The sequence below is a fragment of the Thiobaca trueperi genome, from assembly GCF_004342175.1.
In the GTDB taxonomy this organism is placed as follows: domain Bacteria; phylum Pseudomonadota; class Gammaproteobacteria; order Chromatiales; family Chromatiaceae; genus Thiobaca; species Thiobaca trueperi.
This window is the reverse complement of sequence record NZ_SMAO01000001.1, coordinates 72,504-96,767: the sequence shown is the minus strand read 5'-3', so window position 1 is coordinate 96,767 and position 24,264 is coordinate 72,504. Positions and strand designations below refer to the sequence as shown.

Below are 24,264 nucleotides of genomic sequence, written 5' to 3'. Positions count from 1 at the left end.
TCAATGCTCCTGGAGCGCGCTCAGGATCTCACCCGCGCCCTGCGCCAGCAGCGCATCGGCGACCCGGGTGCCGATGTCTTCGGCCTCGGTGCGCTGACCTTCGGCCTCGGCGCGCAGGATCAGCTTGCCGTCCGGGCTGCCGACCAGACCCTTGATGACGAGACGGTCGCCGTCCAGCACCGCATGACCGGCGATGGGCACCTGACAGCCGCCATGCAGACGGGCGTTCATGGCGCGTTCGGCCAGCACCCGGTCGGCGGTTTCGCGATGATGCAGCGGCGCGATCAGGTCATTGATGCGCGGGTCATTGACGCGGCACTCGATGCCGATGGCGCCCTGACCGATGGCCGGCAGACTGACGGCGGGCTCGATGCGGGCGCGGATGCGATCCTCGAAACCCAGCCGCATGAGACCGGCGGCGGCGAGGATGATGGCGTCGTACTCGCCCGCGTCCAGCTTGGCCAGACGGGTGTTGACGTTGCCGCGCAGCGGCTCGATGCGCAGATCGGGACGCAGATCGGCGATCTGACACTGACGGCGCAGACTGGAGGTGCCGACACAGGCGCCCTGCGGCAGTGCATCCAGATTCGGATAGACATTGGAGACGAAGGCGTCGCGCGGATCCTCGCGGTCCATAATGACCGCCAGATGCAGACCCTCGGGGAAATCGACCGGCACATCCTTCATGGAATGCACCGCGATGTCGGCCTCGCCGTCCAGCATGCCCTGTTCCAGCTCCTTGACGAAAAGCCCTTTGCCGCCGACCTTTGCCAGTGGCGCATCGAGAATCTTGTCGCCCTTGGTGGTCATACCGATGATCTCGACAACCAGATCGGGATAGAGACCCTTGAGCAGTGCGGTGACGTGCTCGGCCTGCCACATGGCCAGAGGAGATTTACGGGTGGCGATACGAATGATGTTCGACATGGTGAATCCTGGGACAAATCAGTGAAAACGCCCTGAGTCGCGCAAGGCAAGTCGCGCAAGGCGCGGCGGCGAAGCGCGATTGTGTCATACCGGGCTGTCACTGCACAGGACGGCCCTCATCTCATCAGCCTGTTTCAACCAACTGGAGGCGCGCGATGAAAGAAGCAGCTTTCTACGACCGGCTCGACCACAAGCGGGTTCAATGCCGGCTCTGTCCGCATGACTGCATCATTGCGAATGGCGGTCGCGGGGTCTGCGCCGTGCGCTACAACAGCGGCGGGACGCTCTTTACCCTGGTGGCGGATCGCGTGATCGCCCGCAATCTGGAGCCGATCGAAAAAAAGCCGCTGTTCCATTTTCACCCCGGCTCGTCTGCGTATTCCATCGCCACCGTGGGTTGCAGCCTGCGCTGCACCTTCTGCCAGAACTGGGAGATTTCACAGTGGCCGAGGGAACGCCTTCCCCGGCATCTGGATACCGATGGCGAAGAGCGCGACGCAGAGCCCGTCTGTCCGCGACTCGCGCGTCTGGGGGATCAGGTTCCCGGCGAACGGGTGACACCCGCGCAGATCGTGCAGACCGCGCACGACAGCGGGGCGCGCTCCATCGCCTACACCTTCACCGAGCCGACCATCTTCTATGAACTCGCCTGTGAAACCGCCCGTCTGGCGAGAAAAAGCGGGCTGTCCAACGTCTTCATCACCAACGGTTATATCAACGAGGCGCCGCAGCGCGAGCTGGCGACTGTGCTGGACGCCGCCAATGTGGACCTGAAATTTTTCCGTGACGAGAGTTACCGGCATCTGAGCCGGATCAGACTGCAACCCGTACTGGATGCGATCCAGCGTTATCATGCGCTTGGCGTCTGGCTGGAGGTGACGACCCTGGTGATTCCGGGCGTCAATGATTCGGATGAAGAACTTGCCGACATCGCGGGCTTCATTCATTCCGTCTCGCCGGACATTCCCTGGCATGTCTCGCGCTTTCATGCCGCTTACGAGATGCGCGACATCCTGCCCACGCCTGCGGCCACCCTGCAACGGGCGGCTGACATCGGTCGGCAGGCCGGGTTGCGCCATGTCTACCAGGGCAATCTGCCGGGCAGAGGCGGCGAAGACAGCTACTGTCACCACTGCGGTCAGCGGCTGATCCAGCGTTACGGTGTCTATCTGCTCTCCAACCGCATCCGACAGGGATGCTGCCCCGAGTGCGGAACGGCGATAGCCGGTGTTGGCATGGGATGAAGCGATGACCGGGAGCAAACCTGTTATGACGACCCTGACCGAGGATCCGCCCCTGCGGCTCAGACCCATGTGTGAGGCGGATCTGGACGCTGTCATGGCGGTCGAGCGCGCGGCCTATCCCTATCCCTGGAGCGAGGCCATTTTTGCGGACTGTCTGCGGGTCGGGTACTGCTGCTGGGTCGGCGAGATCGACCGGAATATCGTCGCGCACGGCATCATGTCGGTCGCGGTCGGGGAGTGTCACATCTTCAATCTCTGCGTGCATCCGCGCTGTCAGCGGCTGGGGCTGGGCCGGCGGATGCTGCGTCATCTGCTGTCGCTCGCACTCAGGCGCCAGGCCACGACCGCCTTTCTGGAAGTGCGCGCCTCCAATGCCAGCGCCCGCGCACTCTATGCCGCCGAAGGCTTCTGCGAGATCGGCACCCGGCGCAACTATTATCCCGCCGGCAAGGGCCGCGAGGATGCCACGGTGCTGGCGCGGGAACTGGTTTCGGTGTGACTGCTGACAACGTCAGTCTTTTGTGCATACACTTCATGGCATGGCACTTGATGACATCGATTTCGAGTGGGATGAAAACAAACGGCAGGCGAATCGTCGCAAGCACGGCGTGGACTTCGCCGATGCGGTGGAGTGTTTCTATGATTCTTTCAGCAAGGTTATTCCCGATCCCGATCACCACGCCGAGCATCGGTATGTCCTCGTCGGTATAGATACGTCAGGCCGTCTGCTGGTCGTCGTCTACAGCCAACCTGACGACACTACCATTCGCATCATTTCCGCACGTGCCGCAACACCGTCGGAGCGTCGAACATTTTTACAGAGGTGATCATCTATGCGAGGTGAATACGATTTTTCCCACGCTGAAAGTGGGCCGGTCATTAAGACCGGCAAGGAGCGGATCACGATTCGGCTCGACCCAGACATCATCCAGTGGTTTCGGGATCAGGTTGCTGGCGGTGGCAACTACCAGACGCTCATCAATGAAGCACTGCAGGAGTACATCCGGCACAAGCAGGGCACCGACCTGGAAAGCACGCTACGTCGCGTCGTTCGCGAAGAGCTGCGACAGGCAGGTTGATGCTCCGGTAGCGATCAGTGGAATAGAAACCTGGAAGCCGACAATCGCTTACCCTGAGCATGGAAAGACCGACGGTTGAACGGAAGATATTGCGATGTTGCCCATACTGAGCACCGGCGTAGACCTCCCGAACGACGTTCACCAGGCGCTCGAAGAGGAGCGCCTGGTCTTCTTTTGCGGTGCAGGAATCTCGGTCTATACAAAGCTACCCAATTTCCGCCAACTGACCATCGATGTGTTCCGCCGATGCAACGTGCCACTAGCGGAAAGCGCCGAGCGACGTGCGGATTTCTGCGAGACCTTTGCGCGCTTGCCAGACAAGCCTTGGGAGGTTGCGTTCTGGCAGGACAAATTCGATCGCGCCTTGGGTCTGTTGGAGGTTCAGACGTCGCCAGGCGCCATGCGCCGCTACCTGAGCGAAAGGCTACTCGAATGCCCACCAGAGACGGAGAAGGACTGCGGGCTCCATCAGGATCTGCTGGAACTCTCCGCACTGAAAGGCGTCGGACATCGGCTGGTGACCACCAACTTCGACAACCGCTTCCACCTCGCCTCGAAGGCCGCCAAGGCCAGTGGCAGGCACCGAGCTTCTTTTGAACCGTCCCAGACCTGGGAGGCACCGCGGATCGCCACTCCGCGGGCCGAGAGCTGGCGCTCATTGACCTTCCTGCACGGCAGGATCCTGGGTCAAGCCACCGAACCGGGCGGGTTGAATGACCTGGTCATCACCAGTGCCGACTTCGGACGCGCCTACCTTCAGGACGGCTGGGCTGCCCGCTTCGTGGTCGAATTATTCCGTGAGTTCACGGTTCTCTTCATCGGCTACAGCATCAACGATCCTGTCATGACCTATCTCGTCGATGCCATCGCGATGGACCACGCCTCGGGTCGCCCCTTTCGCCAGCCTTATGCCTTGGTCGGCATCGAAGCCGGAGCAAATCGCAAAGCGACCGCCAGTGAATGGCGAAGCAAACGTGTCGAGCCGATTCTGTACGACTCGGCGAACGACCATGATGATCTGCGGAAGACCATCGCCAAGTGGGCGGAACTTCATCGCGGTGGTTTCGATTCACGATTCGGCCAAGCGCTAGAAATACTGAGCAAACCATATGAACCGAAGAGCGGCGAGGATCAGAATGTCACAGCCCTCGTTTGGGCGCTGACTGCTCCGGATGGCTCCGTGGCGAAGGCGATCGCCAACTCGGACCTTCAATCGGCACCCGAGTCGCGCACCAACATCTCCTGGCTGCGGGCACTGCTCGCCTGGTCAGACAACAGATCGAATACGCCTGTGCACTCGACGCGATCGGCCGATCCGCTCAGACCTCCGCACAATCCGTTCGGATCCTTTTGTGTCGATGGATACTGGATAGGAGATCCACTGTCACCGCCGGCAAGGCGCAATGACTCGGGAAGCCATATCCGCCTCACACATCTGTTCGAGCGTGCCGCCCGAGGGTTCGAGGAGCATCCGATCAGTTGGCATCTGGCAAGGTGGATCGCGGCTCACCTGTACGACCGTGAACTTGCTCTGATCGTCGCTGAGCGAAACGGCAAGATCAGCGATACGCTGCGAGACGAGATCGTTCGGCAGATCGAGCATGCAAGGGATCAGCTCCCAGAAGATCTGGTCCGCTTCTGGCGCATCGTCGTTTTCGCCCATGATCAACGAGGCAATCGTCTGCACGAAACGCAGCCAGTGATGCACCGGCATCTGACGGCAGAGGGGGGCTTGGACGCGGAAAGCCGGGCTCGCTTTCTGGATCGCTTCGAGCCGATTCCTTCCATTCGTGAGCCAGCCCGGCAAGCCGAAGAAGCGCGCGACGCCGATGCAGAAGGTCAAGAGGCAGGCGTCAATCCAGTGGCATTGCCAGTCATCCAGCTCGCGGACTACAGCGATAATTACCAGCTGGCCGAGGCGATCGAATGGATGCAACAGTCAGAACAACAATCGGCGCTCGCGGATCTGGCCGCTGACCTTGGTGAGTGCCTGGCAAAGACCTTGCGGATTGCGGACTGGATTGGCGACATAGGACCTCTCCTCGGGCACAGACCCTCCCTGGCGAGCCTGTTCAACGCTGACCGAGAGGAGTTCGGCCGTCGCAAATGGGTGGACCTGGTCTATCTCTGCCGCGATGCGATGGCTGTTTTGGTGGCCCAGAACCCGACTGCGGGTGAACGACTGCTCTCGCGTTGGGTCGAGTATGCGAGGCAACCTTGGGGAATACTCTTCGGCCGGCTAGTGCTTCATGCATGTACGTCTGACGGCTGCTCCCCCGAGTTGGGACTGCGCTTCCTGCTGGGTAATCGCGAGGTGCTCCTCTGGGAGACTCAAGTGGAGCCAGAACTCAACCCCTTGTTGGAGTCGCTCGGTCGACGACTACCTCGAGACCAGCTCGAAGAGCTAGTGGAGGTGATACGGAAAGGACCCTCGCGACAAGGATCTGGTGACTGACATGCGCGAAAGACGCAAGCTTGACAGAGAAGAACGAGTAGCACTGATCGACCGTCGTCTTGCCTGGCTCGCTTTTGGGGGCGTGGAGCTGACCGGCTCTGCTGACCGTCGCGCCAAGCGGCAGATGGAAGCCTGGAACACTAGGGCCGAAGACCCCCGCACCGTCTGGGTTCCAACGGCAGATGGCGGTTTACGCTGGGTCGAGCCGATCGATGCGAGCGACTTGGAAACCCTTTCGAACGAAGAGGTCGCGACGCGACTGGCAGAGCACAGGGAATGGAAAACCCGCCAGCTAATCAAGACGCTTGCGCGCGAGAAGCCTGAGCGGGCCTTTGCGATCCTCGATCTCTTGATCGAGTCTGGGCAGGATTCGAACCAGTCTTTGTTGAACTCAATGGCCTCAGGCGTGAGTGAAGCGCAAGACGCCGAAACTCTGTGTGACGCTGGGTCTCGACTGCTTCGGTATCTCGACCAAGACGACAGTTCAGAGGTCGGCGGCTGGGGCTTTCTCGAATGGCTGCAATCGGCAGCCAAACAGTTGCCGATCGATCTGGAGAAGCAATCCGAGTTCTGGTGCCTGTGGGACCGGCTCTGGAGCAAGGCTCTCGCGTCTCGGCAATCATCGTCAGCAGGTGGCGCCGACAGGATCACAGCAGCGCTGAACGCTCCGGGCGGAGAACTGGCTTTGACGCTGCTGGAGCGGCTCTGGAAGCATGATCTCGATGAGGATGCCGGTCTTCCAGAGAACCTGCTTTGGCGTTTCGACGCTCTGGTCAAGGGCGGTAGCCCACCACACTTGGACGCCCGGCTCATGCTCACCTCTCGGCTGGTCTGGCTGTATCGCATCGATCCTTCATGGTGCCAACAATATCTCGTAGAACCGATGGCCAGCTTCGAGCCGGATGTTCAGCAAGCCGTCAGCTTATGGCAGGCGTTTCTCTGGCCGGCACAGGTCTCTTCAAAGCTCTGGGGCAGCTTGAAGCCAGCACTCTGGTCGTCATTACGCCATTTCGAGGCGTTTCCAGACAGTGCGGACCGGCTCCTTGACTTTTTTGCCGCGCACTTGCTTCATCCTGGCGCTTTCGACGCAGAGATAGACCGTAAGCCACTGGCCGACATCTTCTCCCGCCTCGGGCCTAAGCAACTCGCAATCATTGCCCGTCAATTCGAGACCGACCTACGCGCACGTGGCCTTGACGCCGCACAGTCTTGGCGAGAACGAATCGGCCCCTTCTTCGAGACCTATTGGCCCCTATCGACCGACAAGCAATCGCCCGGATTGAGCGCCAGACTGAGCACGATGTTGTTGCAGACACGAGAAGCCTTCCCCGAGGCAACAAGCCTTCTGCTCGAACAGAAACCGGTAATCGGTCGAGCGAAGGATATTTTCGGTATCGTCTATCCACTGACTCAGGAAAAGGCGTCAGCCGATCTCTCAGATCAGCCGTTCCCCTATGCCGAACGCTTTCCACAAGATCTGCTGAGACTTCTGCATACCCTTGTCGTTCCAGGGACCACCGAACCCTGGCACAGCGATCGGCTGAAGCGCCTGTTGGATCAACTCTGCCAATCAGACCCCAGCCTTGAGAACACCGATGAAATGGAAAACCTGCGCGCCTTCTTGCGGCAGGCGTAGCTCGAATCCAGTGGGGCCGCGATGATCGGAGCCGCCAATGCGGCCGCGAGGCCGACGATGAAGACAACGTCGGCTTCCTGCATTGTCAAATCAAAATCCCCACCACTGCCCCGGTCATGAGTGTCGCCATCGTCCCCGCGAGGATGGATTTCAGCCCCATGGCGACGATCTCGTCGCGGCGCTTGGGGGCCATGGCGCCCAGTCCGCCGATCATGATCCCCAGACTGCCGAGATTGGCGAAGCCGCAGAGGGCGTAGGTCATGATGAGACGGCTGCGTTCGCTCAGTGTCTCGGTCGGCAGGCGCGCCAGTTCGAGATAGGCGACCAGCTCATTGAGCACGGTCTTGATGCCCATGAGCGCGCCAGCGGTCGGCGCTTCGTGCCAGGGGATGCCGATCAGCCAGACCACTGGGGCCATGATCCAGCCGAGCAGACGCTGCGCGGTCAGCGGTTCGCCAGCAATCATCGGCAGCAGCCCGAGCAACTGGTTGACCAGACTGACCAGGGCGACCATGACCACCAGCATGGCGAGGATGTTGAGCCAGAGCGGGATCGCCTCCAGGGTGCCGCGCGTGATGGCGTCCATGGCGCTGCGTGACTGGCTCTCGATCCGCACGGGTGTCTCGTCTCTGGCCTCCTGCGTCTCCGGGATCAGGATCCCGGCGATCATCAGTGCCGCTGGCGCGCTGATGATGGAGGCAATGAGGATATGGCCCATGGCGTCCGGGACGACCGAACCGATGAGACTGGCATAAAGCACCATGACCGTGCCGGCGATGGTCGCCATGCCGCAGGTCATGAGTCCGAACAGCGCCGGGCGGGTCATGCCGGCCAGATAGGGCCGGATCAGCAGCGGCGCCTCGGTCATGCCGACGAAGACATTGGCGGCGGCACCCAGCCCCAGCGGTCCGCCCGTGCCCAGGGTGCGGCGCAGCAGCCAGGCGAATCCGCGCACCAGCAGCGGCAGGATGCGCCAGTGAAACAGCAGGGCCGAGAGCGCGCTGATGACCAGGATCAGCGGCAGGGCGCGGAAGGCGAGCACGAAGCTGTTATGGGGATAGAGCGTCTCGAAGGGCGCGGCGGCCCCGCCGAGATAGCCGAAGACCAGCTCGGTGCCGGCCTGGGTGGCCTGCTGCACCGCCAGCACCAGCCCGTTCAGGCTCAGAAAGAGCGCCTTGACCGGTGGCAGTTTCAGCAGCGCCAGCGCCAGCAGAAACTGGAGTGCGAGTCCCGCGACGATGAGGCGCGGACGCACGGCGCGGCGGTTTTCGCTCAACAGCCAGGCGCTTGCGGTCAGCACGCTGAGTCCGAGTAATGGTTGCAGGAGAGTTGTCATCATTGCGGTACAGGAAACCACGTCTTTCAGGACGGAGCACCATCTGCCTGACCGTCCATCTCTGAGTTGAAGAAATCATCCGCTTGCTCGCGTTACCATCCGTCACGGTCGCGCTGGACACTTTAGGCCGAATGCGTGCGATAACGCCAGAATCGATTGGCACGGGCGGCCAGACAGCCCCATCGCCAACGACGAACAATTTCGGGCTATAGTTGCCCCACCCAGACGGCTCCCCGACCTGCGCAGACCATACCGGGTTGGCACGGCCGCATCCTTTATTCATCACTCATGCGGGACAGATCGATGTCAGAACAGACCATGGTCACACTCGACGGCAACGAAGCCGCCGCCTATGTTGCTCACCTGACCAATGAGGTCATCGCCATCTATCCCATCACGCCCTCCTCGAATATGGGCGAGTGGGCGGACGAATGGTCGGCACAGGGGGTCAAAAATCTCTGGGGCACCGTCCCCGATGTGGTCGAAATGCAGAGCGAAGGCGGCGCGGCGGGCGCCATTCATGGCGCCTTGCAGGGCGGATCGCTGGCGACCACCTTCACCGCCTCGCAGGGTCTGCTGCTGATGATCCCGAACATGTACAAGATCGCCGGCGAACTCTCGCCGACGGTCTTCCATGTCTCGGCGCGCGCGCTGGCGGCGCAGGGGCTCTCGATCTTCGGCGATCACTCGGATGTCATGGCCTGCCGCGCGACCGGCTTTGCCATGCTGTGCGCAGCCTCGGTGCAGGAGGTGATGGATTTCGCCCTCATCGCCCAGGCCGCGACGCTCGAAAGCCGGGTGCCTTTCCTGCATTTCTTCGACGGCTTCCGCACCTCGCACGAGGTCGCGAAGATCGAGAGACTGCCAATCGAAACCATCCGCGCCATGATCGATGAGGAGCTGGTCGCGGCCTGCCGCACCCGCGCGCTCAATCCCGATCATCCCCGTCTGCGCGGCACCTCACAGAATCCCGATGTCTATTTTCAGGGACGCGAATCGGTCAACAGCTATTATCTAATGGCGCCAGCCATCGTGCAGGGCGTCATGGACCGTTTCGCTGCGCTGACCGGGCGGCAGTATGGTCTGTTCGACTATGTGGGCGCGCCCGATGCCGAACGGGTCGTCATTCTCATGGGCTCGGGGATTGGCGCGGCGCAGGAGGCGGTCGAGCATCTGGTGGCCCACGGTGAGAAGGTGGGTCTGATCAAGGTCCGGCTCTTCCGTCCCTTCGATCCCGCCTATCTGATCGCCGCCCTGCCCGACACGGCCACGCGGATCGCGGTCCTCGACCGCTGCAAGGAACCGGGCGCCGACGGCGAGCCGCTCTATAAGGACGTGCTGACCGCGCTGGCTCAGGCGCATGGCGAGGGCCGGCTGGCGAGCATGCCGCGCGTGATGGGTGGCCGTTACGGTCTGGCCTCGAAAGAGTTCACCCCCGGCATGGTCAAGGGCATCTTCGACGAACTGGCGAAAGCGCGTCCGCAGCATCCCTTCACGGTCGGCATCATCGACGATGTCACTCGTCTCAGCCTGGACTGGGATCCGGCCTTCCGGCCCGATGTGACCCAGGGCGTCACCGCCTGCGTTTTTTATGGTCTGGGCTCGGACGGCACCGTCTCGGCGAACAAGAATTCGATCAAGATCATCGCCGAAGAGACGCCCAACTACGGTCAGGGCTATTTCGAATACGACTCCAAGAAGGCCGGCGCCATCACCATCAGCCATCTGCGCTTCGGCCCCCACCCCATTCACAGCACCTATCTGATCGGCGATAACGATGCGAGCTTTGTCGCCTGTCATCAGCCGACCTTTCTGACCCGCTATGACATGCTCGACAAGGCCCGTGAGGGTGCGGTATTTCTCCTGAACTCAGCCACCCCCGCAGACCGGATCTGGGACGAGCTGCCGCGCAAGATGCAGCAGGCGATCATCGAGAAGGGGATCCTGTTCTATGTGATTGATGCCTACGCCATTGCCGCGCAGACCGACATGGGGCGGCGCATCAACACCATCATGCAGACCTGCTTCTTCGCCATTTCAGGCATCCTGCCCAAAGACGAGGCCATCGCCCACATCAAATACGCCGTGAAAAAGACCTACGGCAAAAAGGGCAAACAACTGCTGGAGCGCAACAATCAGGCCATCGACGCCACGCTGGCCGGGCTGCATCGGGTGACGATCCCCGGCACCATCACCAGCAACTTCGATCGCCCACCTGTCGTGCCTGACTCGGCACCGGATTTCGTGCGCCGGGTCACCGCAACGCTGATGGAGGGTCAGGGCAACCGTCTTCCGGTCAGTCTGATGCCGGCGGACGGTTCCTGGCCGACCGGCACCACCCGTTTCGAGAAGCGTAATCTGGCGCTCATGCTCCCGCAGTGGGACGAGACGCTCTGTACCCAGTGCGGCAAATGCCCGCTGGTCTGTCCGCATGCCGCCATCCGCGCCAAGGTCTATCCAAACACCCTGACCGCCAGCGCCCCCGCCAGCTTTCAGCATGCGCCCATCAAGGGCAAAGATTTTCCCGACGGACATCACATCACCTATCAGGTCGCCCCGGACGACTGCACAGGCTGCGGCCTGTGCGTGGATGTCTGTCCGATCCGCGACCGTCAGGATCCCAGCCGCAAGGCGTTGAACATGGTCGAGGCCGGGGTCATCCATGCCCGCGAACAGGCCAACTGGGATTTCTTCCTGACCCTGCCCGAATACGACCGCACCCGGCTGGACCCCAGCAAGATCAAGCACGCGATGATGATGCAGCCGCTGTTCGAGTTCTCCGGCTCCTGCGTCGGCTGTGGCGAGACGCCCTATATCAAGCTCGCCACCCAGTTGTTCGGCGACCGCATGCTGGTCGCCAATGCCACCGGCTGTTCGTCCATTTATGGCGGCAATCTGCCGACGACGCCCTATACCACCAACGCCGAAGGACGCGGCCCGAGCTGGAACAATTCGCTGTTCGAGGACAACGCCGAATTCGGGCTGGGTCTGCGTCTGGCCGTCGATAAGCAGACCGCTCAGGCCCGCGAGCTGGTCGCCAGTCTGTCGAGCCGCATCGGCGGCGAGCTGGCTGAGGGTCTGCTGACCGCCGATCAGTCCAGCGAGGCCGGGATCTTCGAGCAGCGCGAGCGGGTCGCGGCGCTCCGCGAGCAACTCCGGGACATCGACGGCCCGGAGGCGCGTACCCTGGAATCGCTCTGCGAGCAACTGGTCAAACGCAGCGTCTGGATCGTCGGCGGCGACGGCTGGGCCTATGACATCGGTTATGGCGGCGTCGATCATGTGCTCGCCAGCGGGCGCAATGTCAATCTGTTGATCCTCGACACCGAGGTCTATTCCAACACCGGCGGCCAGAAGTCCAAGGCCACCCCGCTGGGCGCGGTCGCCAAGTTCGCCGCCAGCGGCAAGGCGACCTTCAAGAAAGACCTGGCCATGATGGCAATGGCCTATGAGAACGTCTATGTCGCCCAGGTTGCTTTCGGCGCCAAGGATGTGCAGACGGTGCGCGCCTTCATGGAGGCCGAATCCTATGACGGCCCCTCGGTGATCATTGCCTATTCGCCCTGTATCGCACACGGCGTGGATCTGTCCAACAATCTCCGTCAGCAGGACATGGCCGTCAACGCCGGACACTGGGCGTTGTTCCGCTATGACCCGCGCCGCACCGCGCAGGGCGAAAATCCGCTGCTCATCGACTCCAAGCCGCCGAGCATGCCCTATCGCGACTTCATCGCCTCCGAGACCCGTTTCAGTCTGTTGACGCGCACGCATCCCGAGGACGCCGAGCGTTATCTGCAACTGGCGCAGAAGCATGTGCAGACCCGCTTCAGTCTCTACGAGCAGCTCGCGCATCTGGCGGTGCAGAAGGCGCCGACGCCGACGGCGGAGTAGTGCAGCAATGCAGATGCTCCGAGACCGTCTCTGATCGTTGTTGTTGTCGTTGTCGTTGTCGTTGTCGCTGTCGTCTTCGGCTTGCGAATCTTCGATTACGACAACGACAACGAACGGCCTCGGGATTTATAAGCTGTTGCACTAGAAAACAGATCCTGTCCTGTCAAAAATCCCTTCCCCGGAGTGAACGCCGGGGTCTCTCGCGGAGCAGAAACAGATGAACCTGACGACCCATTATCTCGGCCTGGAACTCAAAAACCCGATCGTCCCCTCGGCCTCGCCGCTCTCGAAGAGCGTCAGCATCGCGCGCGAGCTGGAAGACCATGGCGCAGCGGCCATCATCATGTGGTCGCTGTTCGAGGAGGCCATCACTGCCGAATCCGAATCCATGGTGCGTTTTCTGCACCATCAGGAAACCGGCAACGCCGAGATCGGCAACGGCTTCCTGCCCAAACAGCCCGATTTCGCCAATGCGCTGGATCAGTATCTGGAGCACATCCGCAAACTCAAGGACACGCTCGACATCCCGGTCATCGCCAGTCTCAACGGCGTCACGTCCAGCGGCTGGATCCGTCATGCGCGCGAACTGGAACAGGCCGGCGCCGACGCCCTGGAACTCAATGTCTATTATGTCGCGGGCGACATCGACCAGACCGGCGCCGAGGTCGAGGAACGCTATCTGACGCTCCTGCGTGAGCTGCGCGGTCAGGTGCGGATCCCGATCAACATGAAACTCTCGCCGGCCTTCAGCTCAATCGGCAATCTGGTCAAACAGATGGCGGCGGCGGGTGCCAACGGGGTCGCGCTCTTCAACCGCTTCTATCAGCCGGACATCGACATTCAGGGTCTGCGTCTGCAATCGACCCTGCGGCCTTCGACCTCAGCCGAGATCCTGCTGGCGATGCGCTGGATCGCCATCCTGCATGGGCGTCTGGGCGATCTGTCGCTCGGCGCCACCGGCGGTGTGCACACTTCTGAAGACGCCATCAAGCTGCTGCTCGCCGGGGCCGACGTGGTGCATCTGTGCAGCGTGCTGCTCGAAAACGGCCCGATCTATACCGCGCAGATTCTGCGCGGCATTCAGGACTGGATGGCCGAGCAGGGTTTCGAGTCGGTCGCTGAGTTCCGTGGCCGGGTCAGTGCGCTGTCAGTGCCCAACCCAGCCGCATTCGAAAGGGCCAATTATGTCAACATTCTGGACAGTTATACGGTGTCGGCAGGGGTGCGGACCTGAGGGTCGAAATAAACCCGATAGATAAAAAAAATCATTCGGTGCGTTGACGGCTGGCGGTTCCACCAGCACAATCCGTCGCTCCCCGGAGCGCACGTGCGCAATCAAGAAAATAAATGACGAGAGGCACCGTGCCCGTCTCACGAGCACGGGGGTGGTTTGTGCGTGTGTTCCGGTCGGCGGGGACTCCCCCGTCGCGACCTCCTAGGGTCTGTCTGCACTGCCTGACTCTCACAACCTTAGTTCCAACTCATTACGGTAGGAGTGGCCAATGCAACAACATTCGATCGACGCCATCAAAGCGCATCCGCGCTATCAGGAGTTAATCTGTACCCGTAAATGTTTCGCCTGGAACCTGACGGTTCTGATGCTGGTGATTTATTACGGCTTCATCCTGATCATCGCCTTCGCGCCCAAACTGCTGGCCACCCCGCTTTCCGCTGGTGCCGTCACCACCGTCGGCATGCCGATCGGGGTGGCGATCATCGTCAGCGCCTTTGTTCTCACCGGTATCTATGTCGCCCGCGCGAACAGCAAGTTCGATGCGCTGACCAAGGCCATTCGCGAGGATCTGCAATGAAGCGTTTCGCAACCTGGGGCGTTCTGTTCGCCCTGCTGATTCCCTTTGCCCTCGTTGCCGGACCGGCCGTGTCAGGCGCGGTCGAGCAACAGGCGCTGAACCTCACCGCCATCTACATGTTCGTGGCTTTCGTCGCGGGCACCCTGGGCATCACCTACTGGGCGGCCAAGCGCACCCGCACCGCCAAGGACTTCTACACCGCCGGTGGCGGCATCACCGGTTTCCAGAACGGTCTGGCGATTGCCGGCGACTACATGTCGGCGGCCTCCTTCCTGGGTATCTCCGGCCTGGTCTTCGCCTCCGGTTACGATGGCCTGATCTACTCCATCGGCTTCCTCGTCGGCTGGCCGATCATCATGTTCCTGATCGCCGAACAGATCCGCAACCTCGGTAAGTTCACCTTTGCCGACGTGAGTTCCTATCGTTTCGGTCAGACCGAGATCCGCACCATGGCGGCGATCTCCTCGCTGGTCGTGGTCGCTTTCTATCTGATCGCCCAGATGGTCGGTGCGGGCAAGCTGATCCAGTTGCTGTTCGGTCTGGACTACTGGATCGCCGTGGTCATCGTCGGCGTGCTCATGATGGTCTACGTCATCTTCGGCGGCATGACCGCCACCACCTGGGTGCAGATCATCAAGGCCGTGCTCCTGCTGTCGGGCGCCACCTTCATGGCGATCGCCGCGCTCTCCACCTTCGGCTTTTCGCCCGAGGAGATGTTCCGTCAGGCGATTGCAACCCATCCCAAGGCGGATGCCATCATGGGTCCGGGAACACTGGTCAAGGATCCGATCAACGCCATCTCACTGGGTCTGGCGCTCATGTTCGGCACCGCCGGTCTGCCCCACATCCTGATGCGCTTCTTCACCGTGCCGGACGCCAAGGAAGCCCGCAAATCGGTCTTCTATGCCACCGGCTTCATTGGCTACTTCTACATCCTGACCTTCATCATCGGCTTCGCCGCGATCGTGCTGCTCACCCAGCATCCGGAATGGTTCAAGGAAGGCGCCATCGTCAATGGTGCGCTGGTTGACGTGAAGGGTCTGAACGGCGGCACCAACATGGTCGCCATCCGCCTCGCCGAAGCCGTTGGCGGCAATCTCTTCCTGGGCTTCATCTCGGCGGTTGCCTTTGCCACCATCCTCGCCGTGGTCTCGGGTCTGACCCTGGCTGGCGCATCGGCGATCTCGCATGACCTCTATGCCAGCGTCATCGCGCGCGGTCGCAGCAACGAGACCACCGAGATCCGCGTGTCCAAGATCGCCACCTTCTGCCTGGGTCTGGTCGCGATTGCACTCGGCATCGCCTTCGAGAGCCAGAACGTGGCCTTCATGGTGGGTCTGGCCTTCGCCATCGCGGCGAGTGCCAACTTCCCGGTCCTGGTCGCCTCGATCTTCTGGGGCAAGATGACCACGCGCGGCGCACTGATCGGCGGCTTCGCCGGACTCATCAGCGCCGTGGCGCTGACTGTCATGTCGAAGGCGGTGTGGGGTGACGTGCTCGGCAACGTCGGCGCCGATGGCAAGCCGGTTGGCCTGATCTTCCTGGACAACCCGGCGATCATCTCGATCCCCTTCTCCTTCTTCTGCATCTGGCTGTTCTCGGTGCTCGACAACTCCGAGCGCGCCAAGACCGACCGCGCCGCCTTCGACGCGCAGAAGATCCGCTGCGAGACCGGCATTGGTGCCGAGGGTGCTTCCGACCACTAAAGGACCGCGTACCAAACCGGCGCCTCCACGACCGGGATGTCACGGAGGCGCCGATCAAATCCAGTCTGCCGTTTGCCATTGACGTGGTTTGAAAAACGTCCCGGCAAACCCTAACGGGGCCATCGGCCCCGTTTTTTTTGCATACCGCTCGACCACAAACCACTGTAGAATTCTGCGGCTCGCGCGGGTGGCGGAATTGGTAGACGCGCTGGATTTAGGTTCCAGTGGAGCAATCCGTGGGGGTTCGATTCCCCCCTCGCGCACCAATGGCTTATGTCGCACGATCCCTGCAACACTCTGCCTGCTTGGCCGTTCAGCATCGCCCCGAGACCTTCCCCGGATCGGATACGCCAGGTCTGCTGATCGTCTCGTCCTTCCCGGCCCGTGCCTGCTTGAAATCGGTGCACGGGCGGCCCATCTTGCGGTCCCGAAATCAGACCTTCACCCGAGTGCAAGGAGTTTCCCCCATGATCGAGGTTCGCGACCTGAGTCGCCGCTATGGCGCGCTCAAGGCGGTCCAGGATGTCTCGTTCGACATCCAGCGCGGCGAGATCGTCGGTCTGCTCGGCCACAATGGCGCGGGCAAGACCACCATCATGAAGATGCTGACCGGCTTTCTCGAACCGAGCGCCGGCACCATCCGCATCGACGGACTGAACATCGCCGAGCAACGCCGCGCGGTCCAGCGGCGCATTGGCTATCTGCCCGAAAACTGCCCGCTCTATCCCGAGATGACGGTGCTGGATTATCTGGATTATCAGGCCGCGCTGCACGGACTGGCCCCAGGGCAACGCGCTACGGCGATCCGCCGGGCGGTGGAGCGCACCGAACTCGGCGCCAAGGCGACCGCCACCATCGGTACACTCTCGCGCGGTTATCGTCAGCGGGTCGGCGTGGCCCAGGCGATCCTGCACGAACCGCTGATCCTGATCCTGGACGAGCCGACCAACGGGCTCGATCCGTCGCAGATCCAGCACATGCGCGCACTGGTGCGCGAGCTGTCGGTTGATGCGACGCTCATCATTTCGACCCATGTGCTGCACGAGGTCGAGGCCGTCTGCGGGCGGGTGCTCATCATGCGCGGCGGGCGTCTGGCGCTCGACAGCGAGCTGCACGCCATCGGTCGCCAACCCCGGCTGCTGGTGACGCTGGATCGCGCAGCGGACGAGGTAACGCCCGCGCTCTCGGCACTGACCGGCGTTGCCGGCGTGACCCTGCTGGACCAGGATGGCGATCTGCGGCGTTTCGCACTGGAGACGACCGATCCGCGTGCGACCGCGCCCGCCGTCGCGCAGACGATCAGTCAGCGCGGCTGGTCGCTGTACGGACTCGAACCCGAACGGCAGGATCTGGAGGCGCTGTTCGGCGCCGTGACCCTGGAACAGATGGAGGCGGCCCATGTCTGACATCACCCGCGTCGCACGCCGCGAACTGGCGGCCTTCTTCGGCTCGCCGGTGGCCTGGCTCTTCATCGGCACCTTTCTGGCGGTCTGTCTCTTCGTCTTCTTCTGGGTCGATGCCTTTTTCGCCCGCAACATCGCCGACGCCCGCCCGCTGTTCGAGTGGATGCCGATCCTGCTGATCTTTCTGTGCGCCGCACTCACCATGCGTCTGTGGAGCGAAGAACGCCGCGCCGGGACGCTGGAAAGCCTGCTGACCCTGCCGGTGGCGGCCTATCGGCTGGTGCTCGGCAAGTTTCTCGCCGCCTGGGCGCTGGTCGCCATTGCGCTGGCGCTGACCCTGCCGGTGCCGGTCACGGTCGCCCTGCTCGGCCCGCTCGACTGGGGTCCGGTCATCGGCGCCTATCTGGCGACCCTGCTGCTGGCGGCGGCCTATCTGTCCATCGGTCTCTTCGTTTCCTCGCGCACCGACAATCCCATCGTCGCGCTCATCGGCAGCACCCTGCTCTGTGCGGTCATCTATCTGATCGGCTCCCCGGCGCTGACCGGCCTGATCGGACACGGCGGCGGCGAAATCCTGCGTCTCTTCGGCAGCGGCGCACGCTTCGAGTCGATCACCCGGGGCGTCATCGATCTGCGCGATCTCTATTATTATCTGAGCCTCGTCGGTGTCTTTCTGGCCCTGACGGTCTACAGCCTGGAGCGTCTGCGCTGGGCGGAACACGAGTCCAATCCACGCCATCACCGGCGCTGGACCCTGGTCACGGCGCTGACCGTCGCCAACCTCATCGCCGTGCATCTCTGGCTGTCTCACGTCTCCGGGGCGCGGGCCGATCTCACCGAAGGCCGGCTCTACACCCTCTCCGAGGCGACCCGCGCCTATCTCGGCCAGCTTCAGGAGCCGCTCCTGATTCGCGGCTATTTCAGCGCCCAGACCCATCCGCTGCTGGCCCCGCTGGTCCCGCCGTTGCGCGATCTGCTGGAAGAGATGCAGATCGCCGGTCAGGGCCGGGTACGGGTCGAATTCGTCGATCCGCAGGAATCGCCCGATCTGGAGCGCGAGGCCGGCGAGCAGTACGGCATCCGTCCGGTCGCCTTCCAGACCGAGACCAAGTATCAGGCGGCAGTGGTCAATTCCTACTTCGACATCCTGGTCAAATACGGCGACCAGTTCGAGAAGCTGGGCTTTCAGGATCTGATCGATGTCAAGGTGCGTGGCGAGTCGAATCTCGATGTGCGTCTGCGCAATCCCGAATACGACCTGACCCGCACCATCAAAAAGGTGCTCTATGGCTATCAGGGCGGCGGGGATCTCTTTGCGCAGATCACCCGGCCACTGCATTTCCGGGGCTTCATCTCGGATGCGGCGGTACTGCCGGAGCCCCTGCCCGGTCTGCGCGCCGATCTGGAGTCGGTCCTGGGCGACTTGGCTGCCAGATCGGGCGGACGCTTCAGCTTCGAGATCCAGGATCCGGCGACCGGCGACGGCGCGCTGGCGAAGACGATCAAAGAGCAGTTCGGCTTCGAGCCGCTGGTGGTCGATTTGCTTAATCCCACGCCATTCTATTTCTATATGGCGCTGCAACCCGGCGAGCAGGATTCCGGCGTCCAGGCGGTGCCGATCCCGCTGCCCGAATCGCTCGACCGCGCCGGCCTGAGCCGCGCCATTGAGGCCGGGATCAAGCGTTTCGCCCCCGGCGTGCTGCGGACGCTGGCGCTCTATACGCCCTCCCCCGCTCCCGACCAGTTCGGCATGGGACCAGCGCCGGGGGGCGACTACAGCCTGCTGCAACAGAGTCTGCGCGAGGGTTTCAGCGTCCATGAAACCGACCTGACCTCGGGCCAGGTGCCGGAGGATGCCGACCTGCTGCTGGTCGTCGGCCCCGAAGAACTGGACGAGAAACAGCAATTCGCCATTGATCAGTTTCTGATGCAGGGCGGAACCGTCATCCTCGCCGCCTCCCGTTTCCAGGTCGATCTCGGCGGCGGCTCGATCTCGGCCCGCAAGACGAACACCGGACTGGAAGACTGGCTGGCGCATCAGGGACTGACGCTGGGGCCGAAGCTGGTCCTCGACCCGCAGAACACGCCCTTCCCGATCCCGGTTCAGCGTGATCTCGGCGGCTTCAGCGTGCAGGAGATCCAGACCCTCGACTATCCCTATTTCCCGGATATTCGCGGCGACGGTCTGGCCGAAGACTCAGGGATCACCGCCAGTCTGGGCCAGATCACAGTCAACTGGTCCTCGCCCATCGCCATCGATGCGGCGCAGAACGCCGGGCGGCAGATCGTCAAGCTGATCCAAAGCTCGCCCAAAGCCTGGACCAGCGCGTCCGAGAACATGCAGCCGGATTTCGACCAACACGGCAGCCTTGGTTTCGCGCATGGCGACGATCAGGGGCGCAAAGTGCTGGCGGTCGCCATTGAGGGACGCTTCCAGTCGCCCTTCGCCGGCAGGCCCTCGCCGCTGCTCGCCAGGCCAACGGAGAGCGAAGCCGATGCGGCTGAGACGCCGGACAGCCCGGACGACCAGAAGGATGAGCCGGAGACGCCCGAGGAAAAAGAGAAAACGCCAGCGGTGGTCTCCGGAGTGGTCGAATCGTCACCGGCATCGGCGCGTCTGATCCTCATCGGTTCATCGAGCTTCCTGACCGACACCGCCATCAGTCTGGCGACCCAGGCCACCCAGACCCGCTATCTCAAGCCTGTTGAGCTGGTGCAGAACGCCGTGGACTGGTCGCTGGAAGATCGCGGACTCCTGTCGCTGCGCGGACGCGGCCAGTTCAGCCGTCTGCTTGAGCCCATCGGCCAGCAGGGACGGCTGTTCTGGGAGTCGCTCAACTATCTGCTGGCTCTGAGCGGTCTGGCGCTGGTCTATTGGCTTTATCGCCGTGCGCGGGCACGGCGCGAGCGGAGCTATGCGGCCATTCTGGGGACTGGAGACAAGACATCATGACGCAGACCAAAACACTCTCTTATCTCGACCGTACCGACCTCGGCTGGGGCCAGGACTGGCGCGCGCCGCTGGTTCTGACCCTGGGCGCGCTGCTGGTCCTGCAACTCCTGCTTGCGCTCGGCCTTGGCCTGAGAAAACCGGACATGGTCGCCGCAACCACGCAGACACCGCTGCTCGCCTTCGCCCCCGCTCAGATCACGCGCATCCGCATCGAGGGCGCGGGCGATGCTGCCGGGGTGACGCTCAGCCGCAACCCGGATGATCAGTGGGTGCTCACCGATCTGGCCGATTTCCCGACCGCGCCGGGCAAGGTCGAGCAGCTCCTGACTCAGCTTGCCGCGCTCAAGCGCCCGCTGCCGGTCGCGACCAGCGAGGAGGCGCGCCAGCGTTTCAAGGTTGCCGATGCCGGCTTTGAGCGCCGCCTGACCCTGGAGGGCAAGGACGGACCGCTGGGCGTTCTTCTGCTGGGCGACTCGCCCGGTTTCAAGCGACTCTTCGGACGCCCGGCGGATGATCCGGCGGTCTATGATCTGAGCCTGTCGCTGGCGGATGTCTCCAGCCGGCGCGACGACTGGCTCGCAACCGGTCTGCTGCGGCTGGAGCAGGAACAGATCGCCCGGATCGCCGGGGCGGACTGGACCCTGCTCAGGGACAAGGATGGCTGGCGACTGGAAGGCGGCGATCAGCCAGTGGACCAGACCAGGGCCGACGACGTGGCGATGCGGATCGCCAATCTCGGCTATCGGGGCGTACTCGGCGCCACGGATCAGCCCGCCTACCGCCAGCAGGAGCCGAAACTGACGCTCACCGTCGGACTGGCCGACGGCACCGCGCGCAGCTACCGGATCTCGCAGGTCGAAAACAGCCAGGACTACGCCCTCAAGGATGCGGATCGTCCCTATTATTTCAGGCTGTCGGCATACGACCTGGAAGGACTCCTCGATCTGCATGCCAGTCAACTCACCATTCAGCCCGCAGCGCCCGACCAGCCGGACGCGACAGCGGAACCACCCACAAGCGATGAGACTGCGACACCATAATGCATGATTTCCGACCCGGTCAGCGCTGGCTGAGCGAAACCCAGGGTGAACTGGGCCTGGGCATTGTCCTGGCCATCGAAGGGCGCTGTGTGCGCATCGCCTTTCCCGCCACCGGCGAAACCCGTCTCTATGCCATGCTCGACGCGCCTCTGCTGCGGGTCGAACTGGCGCCCGGCGAGCGTATCCGCGATCACGCCGGGCGCCCGCTGGTTGTGACCGGCCTGCGCACGGATGCCGGACTCATCACCTATCTCTGCGAGGATGCGGCAGGACAGACGCACGCGCTCCCGGAAGCGCAACTGGATGACCGTCTGCGCTTCAACCGACCGCAACAGCGTCTGCTGTCCGGACGGATCGACAGTGACCGCTGGTTCACCCTGCGTTACCGAACCTGGCGCCAGGGCATGCGCGAGGCCGGCTCGCCGGTGCTGGGCCTGCTCGGCGCACGGGTCGCGCTCATCCCGCATCAGCTTCAGATCGCGGCAGACGTCGCCGGACGCGACGCCCCGCGCGTGCTGTTGGCCGACGAGGTGGGACTGGGCAAGACCATTGAGGCCGGGCTCATCCTGCACCGGATGCTGCTGACCGGACGTGCGCAGCGGGTGCTGATCGTGACGCCCGAACCGCTGCTGAATCAGTGGCTGGTCGAGATGCGCCGACGCTTCAATCTGCGCTTTGCGCTCTTCGACCGCGAGCGTTTCGACGCCATCGCCGACAGCAATCCTTTTGAGGCCGAACAGCAGGTGCTCTGCCCGCTCGATCTGCTCGCCACCCAGCCGGATGCCGGGCGCGCCGCGCTCGACGGACAATGGGATCTGCTGGTGGTGGACGAGGCACACCATCTGACCTGGTCCGAGCAGCAAACCAGCCCCGAATACGACATCATCGCCGCACTCGCCGCACGCACGCCGAGCGTGCTGCTGCTGACCGCCACCCCGGACCGGCTGGGTCATGCCGGTCACTTCGGGCGTCTGCGTCTGCTCGATCCGGCGCGCTTTCACGACTATGCCGCCTTTCAGGCCGAAGAGGCGCACTATGCGCCGGTCGCCGCGCTGGCGGCGCGTCTGCTCGACGACGAACCGCTGGACGCAGCGGACGAGACGCTCTTGCGCTCGCTGCTCGGCGAGACCGCCGGCCTGAGCCGCGACGAGCTGATCGAGCGTCTGGTGGACCGTCACGGCACCGGGCGCATCCTCTTTCGCAACACCCGCGCCGCCATCCCCGGCTTTCCTGCGCGCCAACTGCTGCACACCGAACTGCCCGCGCCCGATGTCTATCGGTCATCGACAGCGGACGCCGTGGCGCGACTCACGCCCGAGCGTCTGGTGGACTCGGGCTGGACCGACACCGATCCGCGTGTCGAGTGGCTGATCGCCACACTGCGCGATCTGCGTCCGGCCAAGGTGCTGCTGATCTGCGCTCACGCTCAGACCGTGCTGGATCTGCGCGAGGCGCTGTTTCGACGTGCCGGCATCCATGCCGCCATCTTTCATGAAGGCATGGAGATCGTCGAACGCGACCGCGCGGCGGCCTATTTCGCTGCGGTCGAGGACGGCACCCGGATCCTGCTGTGTTCCGAGATCGGCAGCGAGGGACGCAACTTTCAGTTCGTCCATCATCTGGTGCTCTTCGATCTGCCGCTGGAGCCGGATCTGCTGGAGCAGCGCATCGGGCGACTCGACCGCATCGGCCAGACCGAGACCATCCGTATCCATGTGCCGGTGCTGACCGGCAGCCCCGGCGAAACGCTCTTTCGCTGGTATGCCGAGGGTCTGGACGCCTTCACCGCCATCTGTCCGGCGGCGCCCATCGTTTTTGCGCAGTTGCGCGAGCGGCTGCTGGCGGCCCTGGCCGATCCGTGCGAGAGCGATGCGCTGATCGCTGCCACCCGCGACCTGAGCGCCCGACTCAACGCCGACCTGGCGGCCGGTCGCGACCGGCTGCTGGAGCTCCATTCGCATCGGCCTGCCCGCTCTGCCGTGCTGGTGGACGCCATCGAAGAAATCGATGCCGGTCGCGATGCCGCCGATTACATGAAAGGCTTCTGGGACGCCTTCGGGGTGGAGCATGAATCCGGCGCCGGTGGCTCGGTGGTAGTGCGTCCCGGCCCGCAGATGCTGCATGAGACCTTCCCCCGTCTGCCGGAAGACGGTCTGACCGCCACCTTCGAGCGTGCCGACGCCCTAGCCCACGAGGACCGCGAATTCCTCACCTGGGAACACCCCATGGTGCGCGAGACCCTGGAGCTGCTGACCGCTTCGGACCTCGGCACCTCATCCATCACGCTCCTGCGCGAGGGTCCGTTCAAACGGCCTTCGCTCCTGCTCGAACTCCTCTATGTGGCCGACTGCCCGGCCCCGCCCGCGTTGCAGGTCGGACGTTTTCTGCCGCCGACCCTGGTGCGACTGCTGCTGGACGCGGAAGGCCGGAACCTGGCCGACGAGGTCGCGCACAAGACCCTGCGCGGCGACTGTCTCACCCGCAACATGAAGGTCGCACGCGCGGTGATCCAGTCGCAGGTCAGTCTGCTTGCCAGCCTCCTCGAACGCGGCGAGGAACTGGCCCGGCAGGCGGTTGCGGATCTGGAGACAGCCGCCATGACCGACATGCGAACCCTGCTTGATGAGGAACTGGAGCGGCTGTCGGCCCTGGCCCAGATCAACCCCAGCGTGCGCGCCGACGAGATCGACGCGCTGCGCAACCGCCGCGACCAGCTAGAGCGGGCGCTGACCAGGGTTCATCTGCGACTGGATGCGGTCAGGGTACTGGTGATGGCGTGACGT

The 24,264-nt window shown here is 63.1% G+C and carries 16 protein-coding genes and 1 tRNA gene; 15 read left to right on the top strand and 2 right to left on the bottom strand.

The genetic code is table 11. From position 1 onward, the window contains the following. Window positions 1-927 carry a hydroxymethylbilane synthase gene (gene hemC, locus EDC35_RS00375; RefSeq protein WP_132974871.1) on the bottom strand — a complete coding sequence of 309 codons (927 nt, stop codon included), beginning with the start codon at window positions 925-927 and terminating at the stop codon, window positions 1-3. A gap of 155 nt (window positions 928-1,082) precedes the next feature. Between hemC and amrS the strand changes: the two genes are divergently transcribed. The 6 genes from amrS to EDC35_RS00345 all read left to right on the top strand — a co-directional run bounded on the left by amrS (window position 1,083) and on the right by EDC35_RS00345 (window position 7,341). Further along, window positions 1,083-2,171 carry an AmmeMemoRadiSam system radical SAM enzyme gene (gene amrS, locus EDC35_RS00370; protein ID WP_132974870.1) on the top strand — a complete coding sequence of 363 codons (1,089 nt, stop codon included), beginning with the start codon at window positions 1,083-1,085 and terminating at the stop codon, window positions 2,169-2,171. 25 nt (window positions 2,172-2,196) lie between these two features. Beyond that, on the top strand, window positions 2,197-2,670 hold the full coding sequence (rimI, locus tag EDC35_RS00365) for a ribosomal protein S18-alanine N-acetyltransferase (protein ID WP_132974869.1): 474 nt from the start codon (window positions 2,197-2,199) through the stop codon (window positions 2,668-2,670). A 40-nt stretch (window positions 2,671-2,710) separates the two neighbouring features. Beyond that, entirely contained in the window at window positions 2,711-2,998 is a 288-nt protein-coding gene (locus tag EDC35_RS00360) for a BrnT family toxin (RefSeq protein ID WP_207896033.1), read from the top strand. A gap of 6 nt (window positions 2,999-3,004) precedes the next feature. Continuing rightward, window positions 3,005-3,250 carry a BrnA antitoxin family protein gene (locus EDC35_RS00355; RefSeq protein ID WP_132974868.1) on the top strand — a complete coding sequence of 82 codons (246 nt, stop codon included), beginning with the start codon at window positions 3,005-3,007 and terminating at the stop codon, window positions 3,248-3,250. Window positions 3,251-3,344: 94 nt separating this feature from the next. Further along, entirely contained in the window at window positions 3,345-5,705 is a 2,361-nt protein-coding gene (locus EDC35_RS00350; protein ID WP_132974867.1) for an SIR2 family protein, read from the top strand. 1 nt (window position 5,706) lies between these two features. Further along, window positions 5,707-7,341, top strand: coding sequence for a hypothetical protein (locus tag EDC35_RS00345; RefSeq protein ID WP_132974866.1), 1,635 nt, complete (start codon window positions 5,707-5,709; stop codon window positions 7,339-7,341). 85 nt (window positions 7,342-7,426) lie between these two features. On the opposite strand, the gene EDC35_RS00340 is transcribed toward EDC35_RS00345, so the two are convergent. Continuing rightward, the gene (locus tag EDC35_RS00340; protein ID WP_132974865.1) at window positions 7,427-8,680 is read right to left on the bottom strand and encodes a NupC/NupG family nucleoside CNT transporter; all 1,254 of its coding nucleotides are present in this window, start codon (window positions 8,678-8,680) and stop codon (window positions 7,427-7,429) included. A 300-nt stretch (window positions 8,681-8,980) separates the two neighbouring features. Here EDC35_RS00340 and nifJ point away from each other — a divergent pair, with 300 nt between their 5' ends. The 9 genes from nifJ (at window position 8,981) to rapA (ending at window position 24,261) form a co-directional block, all read left to right on the top strand. Beyond that, window positions 8,981-12,568: a pyruvate:ferredoxin (flavodoxin) oxidoreductase gene (gene nifJ / locus EDC35_RS00335; protein ID WP_132974864.1), complete on the top strand. Its 3,588-nt coding sequence runs from the start codon at window positions 8,981-8,983 to the stop codon at window positions 12,566-12,568. Window positions 12,569-12,785: 217 nt separating this feature from the next. Beyond that, a complete protein-coding gene (locus EDC35_RS00330; protein WP_132974863.1) occupies window positions 12,786-13,802 on the top strand; it encodes a dihydroorotate dehydrogenase-like protein in 1,017 nt (338 codons plus the stop codon). Window positions 13,803-14,070: 268 nt separating this feature from the next. Beyond that, window positions 14,071-14,379 carry a DUF485 domain-containing protein gene (locus tag EDC35_RS00325; protein ID WP_132974862.1) on the top strand — a complete coding sequence of 103 codons (309 nt, stop codon included), beginning with the start codon at window positions 14,071-14,073 and terminating at the stop codon, window positions 14,377-14,379. After that, the gene (locus EDC35_RS00320) at window positions 14,376-16,085 is read left to right on the top strand and encodes a cation acetate symporter (protein ID WP_132974861.1); all 1,710 of its coding nucleotides are present in this window, start codon (window positions 14,376-14,378) and stop codon (window positions 16,083-16,085) included. The genes EDC35_RS00325 and EDC35_RS00320 overlap by 4 nt, the downstream gene beginning before the upstream one ends. 181 nt (window positions 16,086-16,266) lie before the next feature. Continuing rightward, window positions 16,267-16,351: transfer RNA gene (locus EDC35_RS00315), tRNA-Leu, on the top strand. Between the two features lie 201 nt (window positions 16,352-16,552). After that, complete coding sequence (locus EDC35_RS00310) at window positions 16,553-17,491, top strand: ABC transporter ATP-binding protein (RefSeq protein ID WP_132974860.1); 939 nt, start codon at window positions 16,553-16,555, stop codon at window positions 17,489-17,491. Then, the gene (locus tag EDC35_RS00305) at window positions 17,484-20,441 is read left to right on the top strand and encodes a Gldg family protein (RefSeq protein ID WP_132974859.1); all 2,958 of its coding nucleotides are present in this window, start codon (window positions 17,484-17,486) and stop codon (window positions 20,439-20,441) included. Before EDC35_RS00310 ends, EDC35_RS00305 begins: the two co-directional genes overlap by 8 nt. Continuing rightward, window positions 20,438-21,481, top strand: a complete 1,044-nt coding sequence (locus EDC35_RS00300) for a DUF4340 domain-containing protein (protein WP_132974858.1) — start codon at window positions 20,438-20,440, stop codon at window positions 21,479-21,481. The genes EDC35_RS00305 and EDC35_RS00300 overlap by 4 nt, the downstream gene beginning before the upstream one ends. Continuing rightward, complete coding sequence (gene rapA / locus EDC35_RS00295; protein WP_132974857.1) at window positions 21,481-24,261, top strand: RNA polymerase-associated protein RapA; 2,781 nt, start codon at window positions 21,481-21,483, stop codon at window positions 24,259-24,261. Before EDC35_RS00300 ends, rapA begins: the two co-directional genes overlap by 1 nt. The last annotated feature ends 3 nt before the right edge of the window (window positions 24,262-24,264 follow it).

Bases quoted from the DNA above. Each gene is read 5' to 3' on its own strand.
- hemC (WP_132974871.1), bottom strand. From the start codon at position 927: ATGTCGAACATCATTCGTATCGCCACCCGTAAATCTCCTCTGGCCATG.
- amrS (WP_132974870.1), top strand. From the start codon at position 1,083: ATGAAAGAAGCAGCTTTCTACGACCGGCTCGACCACAAGCGGGTTCAA.
- rimI (WP_132974869.1), top strand. From the start codon at position 2,197: ATGACGACCCTGACCGAGGATCCGCCCCTGCGGCTCAGACCCATGTGT.
- EDC35_RS00360 (WP_207896033.1), top strand. From the start codon at position 2,711: ATGGCACTTGATGACATCGATTTCGAGTGGGATGAAAACAAACGGCAG.
- EDC35_RS00355 (WP_132974868.1), top strand. From the start codon at position 3,005: ATGCGAGGTGAATACGATTTTTCCCACGCTGAAAGTGGGCCGGTCATT.
- EDC35_RS00350 (WP_132974867.1), top strand. From the start codon at position 3,345: ATGTTGCCCATACTGAGCACCGGCGTAGACCTCCCGAACGACGTTCAC.
- EDC35_RS00345 (WP_132974866.1), top strand. From the start codon at position 5,707: ATGCGCGAAAGACGCAAGCTTGACAGAGAAGAACGAGTAGCACTGATC.
- EDC35_RS00340 (WP_132974865.1), bottom strand. From the start codon at position 8,680: ATGATGACAACTCTCCTGCAACCATTACTCGGACTCAGCGTGCTGACC.
- nifJ (WP_132974864.1), top strand. From the start codon at position 8,981: ATGTCAGAACAGACCATGGTCACACTCGACGGCAACGAAGCCGCCGCC.
- EDC35_RS00330 (WP_132974863.1), top strand. From the start codon at position 12,786: ATGAACCTGACGACCCATTATCTCGGCCTGGAACTCAAAAACCCGATC.
- EDC35_RS00325 (WP_132974862.1), top strand. From the start codon at position 14,071: ATGCAACAACATTCGATCGACGCCATCAAAGCGCATCCGCGCTATCAG.
- EDC35_RS00320 (WP_132974861.1), top strand. From the start codon at position 14,376: ATGAAGCGTTTCGCAACCTGGGGCGTTCTGTTCGCCCTGCTGATTCCC.
- EDC35_RS00310 (WP_132974860.1), top strand. From the start codon at position 16,553: ATGATCGAGGTTCGCGACCTGAGTCGCCGCTATGGCGCGCTCAAGGCG.
- EDC35_RS00305 (WP_132974859.1), top strand. From the start codon at position 17,484: ATGTCTGACATCACCCGCGTCGCACGCCGCGAACTGGCGGCCTTCTTC.
- EDC35_RS00300 (WP_132974858.1), top strand. From the start codon at position 20,438: ATGACGCAGACCAAAACACTCTCTTATCTCGACCGTACCGACCTCGGC.
- rapA (WP_132974857.1), top strand. From the start codon at position 21,481: ATGCATGATTTCCGACCCGGTCAGCGCTGGCTGAGCGAAACCCAGGGT.